Origin of the sequence: uncultured Mucilaginibacter sp. (assembly GCF_913773635.1) — a bacterium.
Taxonomy (GTDB): Bacteria; Bacteroidota; Bacteroidia; order Sphingobacteriales; family Sphingobacteriaceae; genus Mucilaginibacter.
In genome coordinates this window covers 1-18,664 of sequence record NZ_CAJYGQ010000001.1, presented here as the reverse complement: position 1 = coordinate 18,664, position 18,664 = coordinate 1, and the positions used below count along the sequence as shown (strand labels likewise).

The window sequence follows — 18,664 nt, the reverse complement described above, 5'->3', positions numbered from 1 at the left end:
ATGAGTGAGCGAGATACCATTAGGATAGCGGTACGTAAATTTGGCCCTTTTGAAAGCGCCCTGCAAAAAATGTGGGATAGCTTTTGCGCCGAAACCGGCTGCACAATGAATGCCGAAATGGTACCCATGGATTTGGAATTGCTTTATGACAGCATCATTGAACAAAAAGGGCTGCAAAACGGCAATTGGGATATTGCGCATGTGGTAACCGACTGGTTGTACGAAGCCTGGACGACTGGTGCACTGCTCGATCTTCAACCTCTAATTGCTCAAAACCCACCTGAAGATTTTCCTTCGGGATGGAGTAATTCGCTATTATCTGCACAAAAATTTGGCGAAAGCATAGCCGGGTTGCCGTTTCATGATGGCCCGGAATGCTTTATTTACCGCAAAGATTTGTTTGAAGACAGCCGGGAGCAGCAAGCCTATTTCAACCAGCATGGCACTCCCCTACGCGTACCGCAAACGTGGGACGAATTTCAAACCGTAGCGCGTTTTTTCAATCGTCCTGAACAAAACCTCTTTGGTACCGTGTTTGCCGGTTACCCCGACGGCCATAATACCGTGTTTGATTTTGTATTACAGTTATGGACACGCGGCGGCCAGCTAACTGATGCCAATGGCAAAGTAAAAATTGATACTCCGCAGGCCATCGAAGCGCTGGAGTTTTACAAGCAACTGTTACTCGATAAAACAGCTGTACACCCGCAATCGGTTAATTATGAATCGGTACAAATGGGTATGGCCTTTGCGCGCGGCGAGGCTGCCATGATGGTGAACTGGTTTGGTTTTGCATCCATGTGCGAGGTAATTGCCGAATCGGCCGTTAAAGGCAAGGTTGATGTGGCTAAATTACCCGCTGCATCAGGCTCCGAATCGGCGTCACTAAACGTTTATTGGTTGTACACCATTGGCTCAGGAAGCAGGCACAAGCAAACGGCTTATGATTTTCTACGCTTTGCCGTAAATCAGCGTAACGATAAACTATTAACCTTAGAAGGCGGTATAGGCTGCCGTATATCAACCTGGAACGATGGCGGTGTAAATGCTATCATTCCGTACTATCACAAACTGGAAGAACTTCATACCGTAGCCCGTATGCTCCCCCAAAAAAGCAACTGGGCGCAAATAGCTCATGTTATTGATGAAGCTGTTTTAGCTGCCTTAAATACTGATAGTGCCGTGGAGGAGATATTAAATATCGCGCAGCAAAAAATCGCAAAACTTACTACTTCTTAAAAACATGCAAATACCTTACAAACCCATACTACCACAAACCCCGCTACCTATCATTATTATAGGCGCAGGTGGCATTGTGGCCGATGCGCATTTGCCTGCTTATAAAAAAGCCGGCTTCAGCGTTGTGGGCATAACCAATCGCACCCGCGCCCGCGCCGAAAAGCTGGCCGCAGAGTGGGGAATACCTAACGTGTACGATACCGTTGCTGATGCCGTAGCAAATGCACCGGCTAATGCAGTTTACGACATCACCATAATGCCGGAAAAGTTTGTGGAAACGCTGGAACAACTGCCCGACGGTTGCGGCGTGCTCATACAAAAACCCATGGGCGACTACTTTTGGCAAACTAAAGAAATACTGGAGGTTTGCAGGCGCAAAAAATTGAATGCTGCCATTAACTGCCAGTTGCGTTTTGCGCCTTATGTAAGCGCTGCCCGCTACATGATAGAGCAAGGCCTGATTGGTGAACTTTATGATATGGAGGTGCGTGTAACCCTTGAAACGCCTTGGGAATTATTTCCCTTTGTGATGGTGCACCCGCGTTTGGAGATACAATACCACAGCATTCACTACATTGATTTGATGCGCTCATTTTTGGGTGATCCGCGGAGCGTGTATGCTAAAACGCTGAAACATCCGGCTAAAAAGCTGTCGTCTTCACGGTCAACCATTTTGTTTGATTATGGCGATACCATGCATGCGGTGATTAACACCAATCACGATCACTCATTTGGCCCCCACAACCAGGAAAGCTTTATAAAATGGGAAGGTACCAAAGGCGCCATCAAAGCCCGTATGGGTTTGCTAATGGATTATCCGCATGGCGTACCCGACAAGTTTGAATACTGCATTATCGAAGAAGGCAAACAACTTAAATGGAAAGAAATTGAGCTGGAAGGCTCATGGTTCCCGGATGCATTCATCGGCACCATGTCCAGCCTTATGCGCTACCAAAACAGCGAGACTGATGTATTACCTACCCATGTAGAAGACGTAGTAAAAACCATGGCCGTTGTTGAAAGTGCTTATCAAAGCAGCGATAATGGCGGTGTTGTGGTAAGTGAGAAATTGGCTAATGTCTGAATCAGAATTTACTGAATTAAAGAATTAGCATAATAGTATCTGTAATTAAAATAAACTAAGAAAACTGTCATTTCGACTTAGGGAGAAATCTTTTCAAAGCGTTCAGCTTATCAAGCTAAAAAGATTTCTCTCTATCGTTCGAAATGACTCGATTAAATAAATCAAAGCATCGGTGATATCATAAAATCAATCGGTGAAATCAAAAAATACTATGTACTTTAAATCAACCTTTTTTGAAGATTATACCATAGGCGATAAACGCGTAACCCTTGGCCGCACTATTACCGAAACCGACTTTGTGGTGCACGCGGGCCACACGGGCGATTTTTTTCCGCACCACTTAGATGCCGAATGGTGTGCTACCCAGCCGTTCAAACAGCGTATAGCCCACGGCACTATGATATTTGCTATTGGCATTGGCTTAACCGCTTCCGAAATAAATCCTGAAGCTTTTTCAAAAGGTTATGATAAATTGCGCTTTGTAAAACCGGTATTTATTGGCGACACCATCCATTCAGAGGTAACTATTTCTGAAAAAACGGATGCTAAAAAGCCTGAATACGGTACCGTTACCGAACATGTGGAAGTCATTAATCAGCACGGGGAAGTTGTGCTGGCCTGCGACCACCTGCTCCTGACGAAGCGCAAAAATTAACCCCATAACCAAATTTAAACTAATGGCATTAATTACCGACCAGGATTCAGGCCTGGTAACCGAAACTAATTCTACAGGTAAAAGCTACACTTTACCTTTTATTTTAATTGTTAGCCTTTTCTTTTTGTGGGGTATGGCCCACAACCTGGATTCGATACTTATTCCACATTTAAGAAAAGCATGTCAATTAAAAAACTGGCAATCAACACTTATTGACACTTCGGTTTTTGCCGCCTATTTTCTGATGGCTATTCCGGCAGGCATGTTGCTAAAAAAGTTTGGTTATAAAAACAGCATAATTATTGGCTTAACCCTTTTTGCAGGTGGAGCATTCCTGTTCGTTCCGGCAGCAAATACGCTAAGTTATCCTATATTCTTAGGTGCTTTATTCATTATAGGGTGTGGATTAGCAACCCTGGAAACCGCTGCAAACCCTTACGCCACCGTTTTGGGCGACCCGGCAGGTGCTACTACACGTATCAACCTTGCCGCATCATTTAATGGTCTTGCCACTATTGTAGGGCCATATTTGGGCACCATATTTATTCTATCAGGTAAAGAGTATACCGAAGCACAACTGGCCGCTATGAGCGCCGTTGAAAGGGCCAACTACTTTGCGGGCGAAGCAGCATCGGTTAAAGTGCCTTACATTATTTTAGCCTGTGTATTAATTGCAGTGGCTTTACTGTTTAAAGTGAGCAATTTGCCCGAAATAAAAAACAGAGCCAAGGAAGAGACATCTGGCGGTAGCTTTTTAGGCGCTCTACGTCACCGTCATTTGCTTTGGGCAGTTATTGCTCAATTCTTTTATGTGGGTGCGCAGGTTTGTGTAACCAGTTTTTTTATACGTATGGCCCATCAAGGCGCACATTTTGACGAGAAAACTGCAGGCACTTATTTAAGCTGGCTGTATGGTGGCTTATTTGTTGCCGGACGCTTCATTGGTACTTTCTTACTCAAATATATAAAGCCAAATGTTTTACTATCAGTATTTGCCGTACTCGCTACATTGCTTTGCGTGGTAGCCATTTTAGGCGAGGGTGGGTATGTAATTTATGCTTTAGGCGGTGTGGGCTTTTTTATGTCTATCATGTTCCCTACAATATTTGCATTAGGAGTTGAAGGATTAGGTGATGACACCAAACCGGGTTCTTCATGGTTGATTATGTCGATAGTTGGCGGTGCGATACTGCCTGTCATTATGGGACTTATTATTGACAGTAACGGCGATAATGTTCAATCGGGCTACATTGTACCGCTACTGTGCTTCCTGATTATCCTATACTTTGGCCTAAACGGTTATAAAATCAAGAAACAAATCGTTACAGTTTAGTTATGGAAAGAGTTACCGGTAAATATTATATTGAAACCCCTTACGAATTAGAGAAGGCTGCCCAAGTGCTAGCCGGTGAGCAATCAAGCGGTACGTTTGTGGCTGTTCCGGGTGAAACGGAGGAGTTAAAAGCACGTTTTGCGGCACGGGTTGAGAAAATCACTCATCTCGAAACGGTAAAAGAGCCTGCTATACCAGGCGCTACCTCCAAAACCGGCGAGTACCATCGCGCCAGCATTGAGGTTTCATGGTCGGTTGAAAATTTTGGATACAATCTGCCTGTACTGATATCTACGCTGCAAGGTAATTTATATGAAATAACACAGTTTACCGGCTTAAAACTGATGGATATTGAACTGCCGCCTTCATATAGCAAGCATTTTAAAGGACCGCAGTTTGGGATTGACGGTTGTCGCCAATTAACCGGTGTACAAGGTCGTCCGCTGATTGGTACCATCATTAAGCCCAGCATAGGCATGACGCCTGAGCAAACGGCCGAATTAGTTAAGACTTTAGCCGAAGCAGGTATCGACTTTATCAAAGATGATGAGCTGCTTTCCGCATCGGCCAACTCATCATTTGAAGACCGGGTTGATGCTATTATGCGTGTAATTAATGCTCACGCCGATAAAACCGGTAAAAAAGTAATGTATGCCTTTAACTTAAGCGATGAGGTTGACAAGATGCTTGGCCGGTATGAATACATTGTGAATGCTGGCGGCACTTGTGCCATGGTAAGTCTTAACAGCGTGGGTTTATCGGGAGTAAAAAAAATATGCGATCAACGTGAGTTAGCCATTCATGGGCACCGCAACGGTTGGGGTATGCTTAACCGTCACCCGTTGCTGGGTATCGAGTTCCCGGCGTACCAAAAGCTTTGGCGTTTGGCCGGGGTTGACCAGATACACGTAAACGGCATTCAAAATAAGTTTTGGGAGTCGGATGATTCTGTAGCTCGCTCTATTGAGGCCTGTCTAAAACCTTTAGATAACGGCTCTACTGTATTACCGGTGGTATCATCGGGCCAGTGGGGTGGTCAGGCTTTTGAAACCTATCGTCGTACCCAAACCACCGATTTGCTTTACATGGCAGGCGGCGGTATTATGGCTCATCCTGATGGGCCAACCGGCGGTGTTGTAGCGCTGCAACAAGCCTGGAAAGGCGCTGTTGACGGACTAACCCTCGAACAAGCAGCATCAACCTACCCTGAGTTTAATAATTCAGTTAAAAAATTTGGCGCTAAATAGTTGAAGCATGGCGGTAAACAATCAACTTTTATTGGCCTACTATGGCGATGATTTCACAGGATCGACAGATGCGCTGGAATTTTTGAGCCGTGCAGGTATAAAGACGGTGTTGTTTATGCAGCCGCCAACAGCTGAGCAATTATTACAGTATAAGAATTTACAGGCTATTGGTGTAGCCGGGCTAACGCGCTCTATGTCACCTGATGATATGGAGGCTGTATTGAAGCCAGCCTTTAAGGCGCTTAAATTATTAGGTGCTCCGCATGTTCATTATAAGGTTTGCTCCACGTTCGATTCTTCGCCCACTATTGGCAGCATTGGCCGGGCTATAGATGTTGGAGCAGAAGCATTTAAAGCGCCGTTTGTACCCCTACTAGTAGCTGCACCCGCTTTAGGCAGATATTGTTTTTTTGGCAACCTGTTTGCCCGCATGGGCATTGGCAGCAAAGGTGAAGTCTTTCGTTTAGACCGTCATCCATCCATGCGTTGCCACCCGGTTACACCGGCTGACGAAAGCGATTTAAGGGTGCATTTGGCTAAACAAACCGACAAAAGTATTGGCCTGATGGATGTCTTCAAGATAACGCAGCCTTTAGAGGATGCCAGGCAATCTTTAAAAACCATCACCCAATCGGGGGCTAAAATTGTTTTGTTCGATGGCTTAGAAGAAGAACATTTAAGGCAGGCAGGCCAATTAATAGATGATTATGCAGACAGACAAAGTCCGCTTTTTTCGGTAGGCTCATCTGGCATCGAGATGGCTTTGGGCAGTTACTGGCAATCGGCACATGAAGTGAATTCGCCTGCAACATGGGCTGCAGCGGATGAGGTAGAACAGTTGCTGGTAATTTCGGGCAGTTGTTCGCCCGTAACGTCAAGGCAAATTGAAACTGCTTTGGCTCATGATTTTGAAAGCATTCCCATAAATACTACGGCTTTAGCGCAGGGAGCAGACATAAAAGCTACTATTTTACCTGTCATTGCAGCTGCGGTAAACAGTATTCATCAAGGCAAAAGTGTGATTATACATACCAGCACCGGCAACCATGACGAGCGTATAAAAGATGCAAAGGCAATGTTTGAAAAACGTGGCTGGGATGCACAAACCATACGTACGCAAACTCCCAAAATATTCGGTACTGCACTTGGCTTGGTGGCCAATGCCGTAATTAATCAAACCAATATTAAACGTTTAGTGATTGCCGGAGGTGACACCTCAAGTTATACCGCGCGCGCATTGGGCATTGAAGCGGTTGAAATGATAGCGCCATTGTGGACAGGTGCGCCACTATGCAAAGCCTATGCCCCCGGTAAACCTGTAGATGGGCTACAGGTAAATATTAAAGGTGGGCAGGTGGGCGATGACAACTACTACTTAACTGCACTAAAAGGAAAACCATTATAAATTATAAATGAAGACATTAGCATTAATTCACACGTCGCATACGCTGATACCTGTGTTTCAGCAATTGGTTAAAGACCAACTGCCCGGCGTAAACATTGTAAATATTGTTGATGATAGCTTGGTAAAAAACATCAGGAGCCGTGGTAGCCTCACTCCTGCCATTAGCAAACGCGTGGCCGATTATGTGGCTTCGGCACAAGATTCGGGTGCTGATTATATCTTGGTAACCTGTTCGTCAATTGGTCCGGCTGTAGAAGCAGCCGCCGAAAATGCCGGTGTACCTGTATTACGTGTAGACCAGCCAATGGCCGACGAGGCCGTACGAATGGGTAAACGCATTGGCGTTATAGCAACCCTATCAACTACGCTAGAACCAACAAGCGATTTAGTGATACGCCGTGCCGCCTTGGCTAGTAAAGAGATTGAGCTAACCTCAAAGCTGTGCGACGGTGCGTTTGAGGCACTGATGAGTGGCGATACAGATACCCACGATAATATTGTAACAGCTGCCCTGCGTGAGCTATCGGCACAGGTTGACGTAATTCTTCTGGCGCAGGCATCTATGGCGCGGGTGGTAGATGGATTAAACGAAACTGACAAAACAGTTCCAATCGTTGCAAGTCCGCCAACTGCTATAAAGTATATAGCAACCGTACTTTAACCATTTCAACCGATGAAAACGGTTAGAAAAGCATGCCTAAATGCAGCCGGAATTGCTGCACTGGTTTTACTGTACGGTTTATTTTCACTATCAGCCAACATTTGGCAGCCAGCTGCTGTTTGTCTTTGCCTATTTGGAGCCATTGGTATAGGTGCAGTTCCTGCTGTAGCAAATTATCAATACACGGCATGGATTATCACTGCTGTGGTTGCGGCTATGGTTTACCCCGGAGCTTTTTTAAAGTGGGGCAGTTTTGACTTGCGCAATAAGTGGCTCATTTTGGCTGTGGTGCAAATGGTGATGTTTGGCATGGGCATACAAATGAGCCTTCGCGATTTTACAGGCCTTGGTAGTACCAGCAAGGGTGTATTGATAGGGTTAGCTTGCCACTTTACTGTAATGCCGCTAATGGGCTTGCTGCTTACCAAGGTGTTTAACTTTGAGCCCGAAATAGCTGCCGGAATCATCCTTATAGGATCCTGTTCAAGCGGGTTAGCTTCAAACGTAATGGTTTACCTGGCACGTGCAAACCTTGTATTATCGGTAACGGTTACAGCAATGGCAACGTTGGCAGCTCCTTTTTTGACTCCTGTGCTGATGAAGTTGCTGGCGGGCACACTAATTCAAATCAAATTCATTAACATGATGATGGAAATCATCAAAATAGTGTTGGTACCTATAGGTGCAGCCTTGTTACATGATTATTTGAAGCGGGCACTTTCACCACAGCGTCGTAAAGTTTACATAATTGCATTGCTATGTGCCTGTTACCTTGCTGCCCTACCCTTAGAGTTATACCGTATATATGAGAGCTATTTTAACGAAGCTGCTCTACTCTCTTTAGAAGTTTTTGGCTTTATGATTGGCGCCTTTTTGGTCGGAGCTGTGTATCACCAGCTTTATAGATCTTTGCCTAAGGTTGACGAATTTATACCCTACCTTTCCATGTTTGGCATTGTGTACTTTACGGCCGTAACTACAGCTGCCGGACGCGAAAATTTGTTAAACGTAGGTTTATTGCTCTTTATAGCATCGGTAATACACAACGGTGCAGGGTACTTTTTTGGCTACTGGCTAAGTCGCCTGTTTGGCTTGGATAAAAATTCATCGCGTACTGTAGCCTTTGAAGTAGGTTTACAAAACGGTGGTATGGCCTCAGGTTTGGCCGGCACCATGGGGAAATTAGCTACAGTTGGCTTGGCAGCTGCGGTGTTCAGTCCGTGGATGAATATCTCCGGCTCTATACTGGCTAATTACTGGCGTAAACGCCCAGCTGATGATTCAACCACCGAATCACCTGTCGTAGCTGACAGAGTTTGACTTACAACCAAAAGGGCAAGCCGTTAAGCTTGCCCTTTTACATTTAACTGTTTTCCCCTGCATAAACTATTTTGAGCCATTTGCAATACAGTAAAACGTGATTGGAGTGGTGATTAAGGTTTAGGTGTATTCCTTTTTTGCAACCGGCTTGGCTAAATAACTTTGCATATCCTTGTTGTCAAAATTAAACTCGCGGTTGTGACTACTTTGTTTGTTGTGTATTCGTGTTGATACATGCTCTTCAATATCAACATGCATGTTTTTTCTGCTAGGCTTTTTACCTGATTGTATAAATCCTAACACAATTAACCCTAACAGAGCTGTTACTGGCACAATCAATAGCAGTGAACTTGGCCCAAAGCCTTCTTCACTTACTATAGCAGGCGCAAAAGTATCAGCATACACGGGCGCTGTGATAAACAAACCCGTAAGCAATATGATGATAAAGTTTAGTACAAACTTAACAGACATTGTTGATAAGGTTTAGGTTGAAATATCTTTGTATCGGATGTGCTTTTCGACATCTAAAACAACAGTGCAAAGGTGCATTAAGCACCGCTTCACGCCTATCAATTCTGTTTCAAATGCTATAAAAATCGTTTCAATTTGGGGTTAAAGACTGTTTTACAAACTCACCGGGTGTAAGTCCGTAAACATCGCGAAAGCATTTTGAAAAATATGCGGCGCTGGAAAATCCACAATGGTAAGCGGCATCAGAACTACTATGGCCTTGTTGTAAAAGCACAGATGCACACTTTAAACGGTAGTTACGTATGAGTTCGGTAGTTGACATACCCGCTATGGCTTTAACTTTCCGGTGCAGACTTGTACGGCTCATATTCGTGAGCGTCAAAAGTTGATCAACGCCAAAGCCTGCATCGTCTAAATTGTTGTCTATAAAACTATATAAGCTTTTGATAAACTCATCGTTTACCACATTTACCTGCGGAGTACTCTCCTTTTTAGCGGGCAGGCTAAGCTCTCTCTTTATAAAATCTTTGAAGCTTTGCTGCCTTTTAAATATGTTTTGAATGCGCAGTAAAAGTTCGGCTACTTCAAACGGCTTTGTAAGGTAATCATCGGCTCCAATTTCCAATCCTTCAATTTTATTTTCGGAGCCGGAACGGGCGGTAAGTAGCAAAACCGGTATATGACTTGTGCGCAAATCTTCTTTTAATATTTTACACAGCGCCAGACCATCCATCACAGGCATTAATACATCACTTAAAACTAAATCAGGCATTAGCTCCAAGGCCATATTACTTGCCTCCAAACCATTCCAAGCATGTTCTACATGGTAATGATTGCGCAGGCTATTGATGATAAATAAAGCTAAGTCAGGATTATCTTCAACCAGTAAGATTACTGCTGATGTTGTAACCGAACTGGTCTCATTGACAACCAATGTAGCATTGTGTTCTACGCCTTCCTGCACCGCAGCTGTTTGTATATCGGGCTTTTGATAAGGAAGAAAGACGGTGAACTCAGTGCCTGAAACGGCTCCTTCATCGGCATAAACACTTTTAACATCAATGTTGCCGCCCTGCAGTTCCACTATTTCCTTAACCAACGAAAGGCCTATACCTGTTCCTGCAGGCCTTGGTTCACTTTTTTTGTAAGCTGTGCTGCTACCAACCTGATAAAATCGTTTAAAGACATGAGGCAAATCCCTAGCAGGAATACCTAAGCCTGTATCTTTAACTATTAGCTGTATGCCCTCATCTACAGCAATCAGAATTATCTTAATTTCGCCATTTTCGGCAGTATATTTAACAGCATTGCCTAATAAATTGAAAATAATGTGCCCAAGCAAGTCTGACGCGAAGACATAATTGCTACCATTTGTACTATCCTCAAAGCTCAAGGTAATTTTCTTCGCATTTACTTCTTGCCCGAATGCTGATACAATGGCATTAATTGCTACAGCCGGACTGCCTATATCCTCACGAGGTGTGAGCGCTTTTGCTTCAAGCCTGGCCATATCCATTAGCTGGTTAATCAGCTCCAACATATGCCGTGCATTACGTTCAATAGTTTCAGCAAGCAAAGTATGCTCGCCTGTAATGTGTGGTTCACGCTTTAATTGTTGGGCAGGTCCTAAAATAAGCGTAAGCGGTGTACGGAACTCATGCGTTATGTTAGCGAAAAGCCTTGTTTTAAGCTCATCAACTTCTCTAAGCTGCTTCGATTCATTTTGCTTTAGCTCAAGCTCCCTGTTAATTATCTCTTTGTTTATCCGATATCTAGTGTATAGCCAAATTAAACAAGCCAATATAAGGCCATATAATATGTAAGCCGGCCAACTAAGCCACCAAGGTGAATTGATGGTTACGCGTACGTACCTTATATAATTGCTCCACTGGCCTGATGTATTGCTGGCGTTGACTTTAAAAAGATAAGTACCGGGAGGAATTTTAGTATAACTGGCTGATTGTAAATTATCAGCTTCAATCCAATCATCATCATAACCAACCATCCTGAACCGGTAGTGCAAATCATTAGGTTGATTGAACTGCAAGCCGGCGAAATGAAAGGTGAGCGTATTTTGATCATGAGGCAGTTTGAGTTCCTGCACATCATGCATGCTCGTAAATGTGTTATTGCTTGAAATACGATCGGTGTAGGTATTGTTTATTTCCAAACCGGTTAAAGCAACGCGAGGTTTGAAATTATCGTTGCGGATGTTAACCGGATCAAATGCTGTCCAACCGTCTGGCCCACCAAATGCTAATCGGCCGTCAGGCAAACTGAGGTGATGGAAACGGTTAAATTCATCTCCAGGCAAGCCGTGTGTTGTTTGAAAAATGCGCACATGTTTATTTTGGGTATTAAACCTGCATAATCCTTTGTTAGTGCTGAGCCATAAGTATCCGCCTTTGTCTGCTTGTAACGAATAAATGGTATTATCAGGTAAGCCTTGTTTTAATGAGAACACTTCACAGGTAAGCGTTTTCTTATTGAAGTAAATCAAACCCTCGTAGCCCCCAATCCAAAGAATGTCTTTTTGTTTAGGGTCTGGCAGAATTCCTAACAGCTTATCGGTTGGAAGCGATCCTTTGACCGACTTATATTTCAACTGCTTTAAGGATTTCGACTTGATATCGATCACTAATAAACCGTCTCCATCTGTAGTGATCCAAAGCCTTTCACCATCATTTAATATATCCCTCGGAATTACCGTTTCACTTAATTTGTTGCTTATGAATTTTTCGTTAATAAAGGTTATCCATTTCTGCTTTTGGTTATCCCACTCAAGTATTTGCCCGTTATAGGTAATAACCATTGGCCGGCCATCAGCTGTAATTGTTATGCCCTGAATCCCTATTCCGCCGTCTTTAAAAACTTTGTTTATAGGCACCACCGGCATTTGAGTTACCTGTTTAGCTTTGCTGTTGTAAAAGCCCACTTTGTTGTTCAAGGCCATCCATAAATTATGATGGCTATCATAAACCGACCTAAAGTGGTAACTTGATGCAGCTTTTGGCCCATCGGCAGTAGCCCAATTAAATGTAGCATCGGCATTTATAGCTAGCAACTGCTCAAGCACATCATGATGAAAGCTTAATTTGTAGTTATAGGAAGTAAACCGGGGCGTATTCAAAGAAATTTGTTGAATGCCTGCCGTGTTAGTGCCTACCCATAAAAGTCCCGAACGGTCAACCATGAATGAGCAGGCATCAAATTGTACACCGCTCCCCGCTTTAAACAAGGGCTTTATTCCAAACTTGTCAGTGTATTCAAAAATTTCTCCACCATTTTCAAAATACTCCTTACCGTCATTACCGCTTCTCATCCAGCGCACTCCATGAACATTGGCTTTGGGCATAGGTATTGTTTTGAAAGAGTGCTTTGTATTGCTAAAAAAGTATAGACACCGGCAATCGCCCCACATCAAATCACCATTTGATCGCTGGTGTAAGTCAATTATTTCTTTTTCTGATTCAAAGTAGTTATTAAAATCAGGCGTTAACGAGCATTTATAGTTTTCAAATCTTCTGGCATGGGCATTGAATTTACTTAAGCCATACTGTGTAAGCACCCAAAGATTTTGCTGTTTATCTAATGTCATGGCATGTATGGTGTCAGATGGCAATCCCTTATTTGCCAATGAATATAGATTTACTTGCCCATTGGTTGTAGCACAAACCAAGCCCCCGTTACGCTGAACAGCCCATAATTGTTTTTTAGCATCAACAAGCCAGCCACGCCTCACAAAGCGTAAACCTTTGTTTTTCAGGTACTGAGCAGCAGGATAATGTTTGATTACTTCGGTATTGGTGTTAAGTTCGTCTATCTCTCCTGATTCATGCTCAATCCATAGCGTATTCTTTTCATCAAAAGCAGTTGAAATTATAAGGTTAGAGGCTATGGTTGCCGGGTTGTAAATGTCGTGCTGGAAAACTTTGAATTTAGTGCCATCATAACGGGCTAACCCATTACGTGTGGCTACCCAAACAAAGTCATTGCGGTCTTGCTGCAATCCGGAGACTACCGACTGAGGCAAGCCGTCTTTAGTTGTAATAACCCTTATAGCTTGCGCAAAGCACCAGTTAAATGGAAAGGAAAAAAATGCCAGAACCAACAGAACGGTGCGTAACAATGACGATAAATATAAAAGGGTTACACAACGAAACATAACTGATTTTGCCGAGGAACAAATACAGTTATCAAAAATACGATAATATATGAAAATACTGAGCTAATGCACGTGCTAAATAGATTTAATAAAACCCCCAAACCTTGCGTTTGGAGGTTTCCCTTACCTAAAATAAAACTATATACTAACAAAAACTAAGTATTAAAATTGGCTTCAACGAGAAACTAAATTGGTGCAAATTATTAAAGTATCAGGCTCTATTTATGAGTATTAATACCTGAATTTCATAACGGGTATTTACCACCACAATACTATTTTTTATTTAGCGGAAACTGGATGATGAACTCTGTTCCCTGTTCCGGCTCACTTTGCACCTGTATGGTTCCGCCCAAGCGTTCAACCTGTATTTTCACCATAAACAGGCCCATTCCCTTGCCTTCAACGCTACGGTCAAAACGCTTGTAAAGGCCAAACAAATTATTGCCGTGTCGCGAAAGATTTATCCCTTTACCATTGTCTTTAAATGAGATTTTAATTTTATCACCTTCGCGCTCACCTGTTATGATTATAAGCGGAGCTACATCAGCCCGCCTGTATTTAATGCTATTGGTTATTAAATTTTGAAATATGCTGTAGATGTAGCTTTTTAAACTATTTATTTGACTTAAATCATTAAAGTCAGCTATAAGGATGGCGTTATTTTTTTCAATCAGATGATGTATGCTCATCCTTATCTCTTCAATAAGTATAGGAAAATCAATAGTCTCTATCTTATCGTTGGCAGCGCTACCGGCTTGTAAAATGTGGTTTAAATCTAAAATAACCTTATCCAAATTATTAATAGAATGTGAAAGTGCCTGCAACACTTCCTGACTTTCCGGATCGTCATCAACCGTAGCATTCAGCAAGGCAGATAGTCCGGTAATATTAGCTACCGGCGCCCTGAGATTGTGTGAAACAATATATGTGAACTGCTCTAAATCTTTGTTGCGCTGCACCAAATCGGCTATCATTTTATCGCGTTCCGTTTCACCGCTTTTACGCTCGGTTACGTTCCTGAAATTACACACTATAGCCTTCACGTTTTTGTCCTCAAGCATGTTGGTAAAAACGCTTTCTAACCATATATAATGACCGTTCTTATGCCTTATGCGGAACGTAAGAATTTCCGGCACACCGGGTTTAGCCAGTATCTCATTAAAGAGTTGCCTAAGCGAGTCAGCATCGTCAGGATGAGTAATCTCAACCATCTTAAGCGTCACCAAATCACCAGCACGCCAGCCGCTTATCCGTTCGGCCGACATGCTTTGGTAAAATATTACCAGGCTGCGATCTAATAATGCGATGCCATCATAACTATTTTCAATCAGTTTCCGAAAGCGTAATTCGGTAGTCAGAATTTTGCGGGTATTTTCGGCAACCCTCCGCTCAAGCTCAGCGTTGGCATGCGCCTTTTGGTCGTCAAGCAGCTTTCGCTCGGTCATGTCGCGGGTTACTTTGGCAAAACCAATTAAATGTCCGTTATCATTATAAAGTGTCGTAAATACCACGTGCGCCCAAAAACTACTGCCGTCTTTACGTACCCTCCACCCTTCTGTTTCGTACATGCCATTTTTTAACGCCTGGTTAAGGTTGTTGCGAAGCTGTTTGCGGTTTATGTCATTAGGTTGGTAAAAGACTGAAACATGTTGGCCGATTATTTCATTTTCGGTATAACCTTGTATGTGTTCTGCGCCCAAATTCCAGCTTAAAATATAGCCGTTGATATCAATCCATATAATGGCAGCGTCTTTAACACTGGCCACTAACAGGCTAAATAATTTACCGTCTACATTTTGATTAGGCGTAGGTAAGGTCATAATCACAATATCGTTCTGTATAGGTTCCTTACTGGTTACTACAATAAATATAACTCATTAACAGCTTGTTATGTTTTTGTTATAGTTTACCTTAAAGATTATTGTATTGGTTTAATCAGGCCATTATGGATTAACCATATTAACCATTATTCAAAAATAATAAGCAAAATCGTAGTTTTTTACACGTATAAATACGTGATTTTTTATTCAGGGGAAAGTACCATCATCAAGCCTTGAAACTTTTCGTGACCAGCACATTTAATGCCTTAAATTGTAGCTTTTTATACATATTTAAGCTGTTTTTCATCATTTATAAATATTTTTATCCAAATAAATTCAGATACGATAACGGCACAGCCTTAATGTTTATACCAACACAATTATCTAATTACCCATTTCAGCTGCCTGCTGTAAGCTTAACTTTCTTGATTAATGCAGGTAACAGGTGATAACATTGCTGTTTTACTGGGTATTGGTACGCTGGGGATGCTGGCTTTGGCCTTGTCAATCATTTACATGCACGTACGCAATCAAAACCGCTTGCTTAAGCAAAGAGAACTTGCGCAGGAAGCTGAACTAAAGCATCAGCGTGTATTGCTGAATGCCGTAATTACCTCACAGGAAGCGGAAAGGAAACGCATAGGCCAGGATTTACATGATGATATTGGAGCGGCCTTGTCGGGCTTACGCCTGATGATTGACGTTTTCGAGCCAGCGAACGATCAACAAAGTAATTTTAAACTGTTTAAAAGCAACACCAAAGAAACCATCGATACTATTGTTGCCGAGTTACGCCATATTGCACATCATCTTTCACCATCGTTGCTTACGTTGCATGGTTTAAATGCGGCATTGAATAAACAACTTGAATTTATAAACCGAACAAACTACCTGCAAGGCAGCATTGACAACCAGGTGCCCGAAATAATAAGCCGCCTCGAAACCGAAGCTGCAACTGCCATATACCGTGTGCTGGAGGAATTATTAAACAACACTATAAAACATGCTAAGGCAAGCGTGATAGAAATTACTTTTGCCTGCTCAAACCCTCATACATTGCTAATACAGTATACCGATAACGGTATAGGCTTACCTCCAAATTTTACAGGGAATGGCATGGGTATGCAAAACATTGAAAGCCGTTTAAGTATTATTGATGCAACTTACGAGGTTATTAATACGCATGGCAAAGGGTTCAGGATTGATATTATATATCCTTTAAAATAATTTATTACTGATGAATAAAGTAAGAGTAGCAATTGCAGATGATCATAAAATATTTGGACAAAGCCTTGGCATGCTTATACAGTCAGTTGATGAGTTTGAGTTGCTATTTATTGCCGAAAACGGACTTGATTTTTTAGAAAAGCTCAAAGCTGCCCCTCATTTACCTGACGTTGCCCTGTTGGATATTGATATGCCGTTTATGAATGGCATTGAACTTAACCGCCAGCTGCATAAAAGCAAACCGGAGCTTAAAATAATTATGCTATCGGTTCATTTGGAAGAGGAGCTAATTACTCAGGTAATTGACGACGGAGCGGCTTCTTATCTAGCAAAAAACTGCGATAAGGAAGATTTGATTAAGGCGGTTAGAATGGTTTACAGCGAAGGCTTTTACATTAATCAACTAACACTGCGCGCGCTTACTGCTGCCGCCAAGGCACGTAATAAATCATCTAAAAAGCTGAAACCGGTGCATGAAACCCTTACCGAACGTGAGCGTGCCGTATTAGATTTGATATGTAAGGAGTTTAATAATGCCGAAATTGCACAAATATTGTTTATCAGCGTGCGAACGGTAGAAGGGCATCGTAATAATTTACTAACCAAAACAAACAGCCGCAATACAGCAGGTTTGGTTCTTTTTGCTATCAGGCATCAACTTTTCGAAGTTCCGTTGTAAACAGGTAGTATTACGTGAATTTCAACTCGCGTATTTACACTGATAATTGCGCCCTGACTTGAAAGTATATTTGCAATACCAACTTTATTGCATTTATGACCATTGATCTGTGTGCGGAGCAACATACACCCGAGACTTCTGAAGTATACCTCTCTGAAGTATCACTGGCTAGCCTTGCCTTGACATTTACTGAATACAGTGAAAAACTAAACCTGGGTAGCAAGTTTGACAGTGAACTAGGCTTATTACTTCATGAAAGCAAAGCCGGCACACGTACAATTGAACGCCGGATGCCAGGCGGAATGACAATTATAGATTATATCGAAATGCTTTATTAGCTCTTAAATATTACCACTTGTTAACACACTTGTTTTATCCGGGTGTTTAACTGGTATGGCGGGGATAGATTTTGACTTTAGCAGCGCTTATTTTTCAGGCACCAGCAACGTGGTTTTACCGGTTGCCAATAAGCAGCACTTTCCTGAAGATTTTAAACAAAAAAGCCGTTTAACCTACTACGCATCATTGTTTAATAGTGTTGAAGTCAACAGCACATTCTATAAATTACCACTACCTCAAACGGTTGCGCGGTGGGCTACCGAAACTCCAGAAACGTTCAGATTTACTTTTAAGCTTTGGAAAGAGATTACGCACAACAAGTCGTTGGCTTTCTCGCCCGATGATGTATATAAGTTTATGCACATCATCAATTTTGCAGGAGAAAGAAGAGGCTGCATACTCCTGCAACTACCTCCCGCAACAACAGTTAATATATCGCAGCTGAGCATGTTATTAAATACCCTTAAAGATGCAGACGTTACTGCTAAATGGAAAATTGCGGTAGAGTTCAGGCACCGGTCATGGTATACCAACGAGGTTTTTGATTCACTTGATGATCATAGAGCAGGTTTAGTAATTCATGATTTGCCCGCTTCAGCGGCGCCACTTAGGGTAGGTAATGTCGACTTCGTTTATCTTCGCTTTCATGGTCCGCAAGGCGGCTTCCGCGGCAGCTATACCGACGATTTTCTTCAAGAATACTCTACACATATAAAAGAGTGGATAGACGATGGGAAAACCGTTTACGCTTACTTTAACAACACCATGGGTAGCGCAGTACACAATCTTGGCACCCTTAACAAGTACGTTAACCAATAAACAACACAGGCCACATCAATGATGCGGCCTATCCTACTTCACAATCTATTTAATAATCTATTCAGGGGCTTTGCTACTTGCAGCTTATTCTCTGCTGGCCAGTACCTGTGCAGGAGTGCGTTGAGCTGATTGTTGTTGCATACCTGCAAAGATCACACCCTCGGTGTACGCATGGCCTTTGATGCTCATGCCGCTGGTGC

The 18,664-nt window shown here is 42.6% G+C and carries 15 protein-coding genes; 12 read left to right on the top strand and 3 right to left on the bottom strand.

What is annotated here, in order from left to right; all coding sequences use genetic code 11:
• From QZ407_RS00075 to QZ407_RS00040, 8 genes are all read left to right on the top strand, one after another.
• Complete coding sequence (locus tag QZ407_RS00075) at positions 1-1,239, top strand: extracellular solute-binding protein (protein ID WP_295767025.1); 1,239 nt, start codon at positions 1-3, stop codon at positions 1,237-1,239.
• A 4-nt stretch (positions 1,240-1,243) separates the two neighbouring features.
• On the top strand, positions 1,244-2,323 hold the full coding sequence (locus tag QZ407_RS00070) for a Gfo/Idh/MocA family oxidoreductase (RefSeq protein WP_295767024.1): 1,080 nt from the start codon (positions 1,244-1,246) through the stop codon (positions 2,321-2,323).
• A gap of 211 nt (positions 2,324-2,534) precedes the next feature.
• Positions 2,535-2,978 carry a MaoC/PaaZ C-terminal domain-containing protein gene (locus tag QZ407_RS00065; protein ID WP_295767023.1) on the top strand — a complete coding sequence of 148 codons (444 nt, stop codon included), beginning with the start codon at positions 2,535-2,537 and terminating at the stop codon, positions 2,976-2,978.
• Positions 2,979-3,000: 22 nt separating this feature from the next.
• A complete protein-coding gene (gene fucP / locus QZ407_RS00060) occupies positions 3,001-4,311 on the top strand; it encodes an L-fucose:H+ symporter permease (RefSeq protein ID WP_295767022.1) in 1,311 nt (436 codons plus the stop codon).
• Between the two features lie 2 nt (positions 4,312-4,313).
• On the top strand, positions 4,314-5,558 hold the full coding sequence (locus tag QZ407_RS00055) for a ribulose-bisphosphate carboxylase large subunit family protein (RefSeq protein ID WP_295767021.1): 1,245 nt from the start codon (positions 4,314-4,316) through the stop codon (positions 5,556-5,558).
• A gap of 7 nt (positions 5,559-5,565) precedes the next feature.
• Positions 5,566-6,963: a four-carbon acid sugar kinase family protein gene (locus tag QZ407_RS00050; protein WP_295767020.1), complete on the top strand. Its 1,398-nt coding sequence runs from the start codon at positions 5,566-5,568 to the stop codon at positions 6,961-6,963.
• Between the two features lie 7 nt (positions 6,964-6,970).
• The gene (locus QZ407_RS00045) at positions 6,971-7,624 is read left to right on the top strand and encodes an aspartate/glutamate racemase family protein (protein WP_295767019.1); all 654 of its coding nucleotides are present in this window, start codon (positions 6,971-6,973) and stop codon (positions 7,622-7,624) included.
• A gap of 12 nt (positions 7,625-7,636) precedes the next feature.
• Positions 7,637-8,944 (top strand): bile acid:sodium symporter family protein, encoded by a 1,308-nt coding sequence (locus QZ407_RS00040; protein WP_295767018.1) that lies wholly within the window; start codon positions 7,637-7,639, stop codon positions 8,942-8,944.
• 120 nt (positions 8,945-9,064) lie between these two features.
• Here the strand turns inward: QZ407_RS00040 and QZ407_RS00035 are convergent, their stop codons facing one another.
• From QZ407_RS00035 to QZ407_RS00025, 3 genes are all read right to left on the bottom strand, one after another.
• Positions 9,065-9,415 carry a hypothetical protein gene (locus QZ407_RS00035; protein WP_295767017.1) on the bottom strand — a complete coding sequence of 117 codons (351 nt, stop codon included), beginning with the start codon at positions 9,413-9,415 and terminating at the stop codon, positions 9,065-9,067.
• Between the two features lie 130 nt (positions 9,416-9,545).
• Positions 9,546-13,544, bottom strand: a complete 3,999-nt coding sequence (locus QZ407_RS00030) for a hybrid sensor histidine kinase/response regulator transcription factor (protein ID WP_295767016.1) — start codon at positions 13,542-13,544, stop codon at positions 9,546-9,548.
• 308 nt (positions 13,545-13,852) lie between these two features.
• On the bottom strand, positions 13,853-15,400 hold the full coding sequence (locus tag QZ407_RS00025; RefSeq protein ID WP_295767015.1) for a PAS domain S-box protein: 1,548 nt from the start codon (positions 15,398-15,400) through the stop codon (positions 13,853-13,855).
• A gap of 432 nt (positions 15,401-15,832) precedes the next feature.
• Here QZ407_RS00025 and QZ407_RS00020 point away from each other — a divergent pair, with 432 nt between their 5' ends.
• From QZ407_RS00020 to QZ407_RS00005, 4 genes are all read left to right on the top strand, one after another.
• A complete protein-coding gene (locus QZ407_RS00020; RefSeq protein WP_295767014.1) occupies positions 15,833-16,627 on the top strand; it encodes an ATP-binding protein in 795 nt (264 codons plus the stop codon).
• A gap of 10 nt (positions 16,628-16,637) precedes the next feature.
• The gene (locus QZ407_RS00015) at positions 16,638-17,306 is read left to right on the top strand and encodes a response regulator transcription factor (protein WP_295767013.1); all 669 of its coding nucleotides are present in this window, start codon (positions 16,638-16,640) and stop codon (positions 17,304-17,306) included.
• 95 nt (positions 17,307-17,401) lie between these two features.
• Positions 17,402-17,644 (top strand): hypothetical protein, encoded by a 243-nt coding sequence (locus tag QZ407_RS00010; protein WP_295767012.1) that lies wholly within the window; start codon positions 17,402-17,404, stop codon positions 17,642-17,644.
• A 55-nt stretch (positions 17,645-17,699) separates the two neighbouring features.
• On the top strand, positions 17,700-18,464 hold the full coding sequence (locus QZ407_RS00005) for a DUF72 domain-containing protein (RefSeq protein ID WP_295767011.1): 765 nt from the start codon (positions 17,700-17,702) through the stop codon (positions 18,462-18,464).
• Positions 18,465-18,664 lie beyond the last annotated feature (200 nt).

What these genes read in the sequence shown, in the direction of transcription:
- QZ407_RS00075 (WP_295767025.1), top strand. Translation starts at nt 1, where the DNA reads ATGAGTGAGCGAGATACCATTAGGATAGCGGTACGTAAATTTGGCCCT.
- QZ407_RS00070 (WP_295767024.1), top strand. Translation starts at nt 1,244, where the DNA reads ATGCAAATACCTTACAAACCCATACTACCACAAACCCCGCTACCTATC.
- QZ407_RS00065 (WP_295767023.1), top strand. Translation starts at nt 2,535, where the DNA reads ATGTACTTTAAATCAACCTTTTTTGAAGATTATACCATAGGCGATAAA.
- fucP (WP_295767022.1), top strand. Translation starts at nt 3,001, where the DNA reads ATGGCATTAATTACCGACCAGGATTCAGGCCTGGTAACCGAAACTAAT.
- QZ407_RS00055 (WP_295767021.1), top strand. Translation starts at nt 4,314, where the DNA reads ATGGAAAGAGTTACCGGTAAATATTATATTGAAACCCCTTACGAATTA.
- QZ407_RS00050 (WP_295767020.1), top strand. Translation starts at nt 5,566, where the DNA reads ATGGCGGTAAACAATCAACTTTTATTGGCCTACTATGGCGATGATTTC.
- QZ407_RS00045 (WP_295767019.1), top strand. Translation starts at nt 6,971, where the DNA reads ATGAAGACATTAGCATTAATTCACACGTCGCATACGCTGATACCTGTG.
- QZ407_RS00040 (WP_295767018.1), top strand. Translation starts at nt 7,637, where the DNA reads ATGAAAACGGTTAGAAAAGCATGCCTAAATGCAGCCGGAATTGCTGCA.
- QZ407_RS00035 (WP_295767017.1), bottom strand. Translation starts at nt 9,415, where the DNA reads ATGTCTGTTAAGTTTGTACTAAACTTTATCATCATATTGCTTACGGGT.
- QZ407_RS00025 (WP_295767015.1), bottom strand. Translation starts at nt 15,400, where the DNA reads ATGACCTTACCTACGCCTAATCAAAATGTAGACGGTAAATTATTTAGC.
- QZ407_RS00020 (WP_295767014.1), top strand. Translation starts at nt 15,833, where the DNA reads ATGCAGGTAACAGGTGATAACATTGCTGTTTTACTGGGTATTGGTACG.
- QZ407_RS00015 (WP_295767013.1), top strand. Translation starts at nt 16,638, where the DNA reads ATGAATAAAGTAAGAGTAGCAATTGCAGATGATCATAAAATATTTGGA.
- QZ407_RS00010 (WP_295767012.1), top strand. Translation starts at nt 17,402, where the DNA reads ATGACCATTGATCTGTGTGCGGAGCAACATACACCCGAGACTTCTGAA.
- QZ407_RS00005 (WP_295767011.1), top strand. Translation starts at nt 17,700, where the DNA reads ATGGCGGGGATAGATTTTGACTTTAGCAGCGCTTATTTTTCAGGCACC.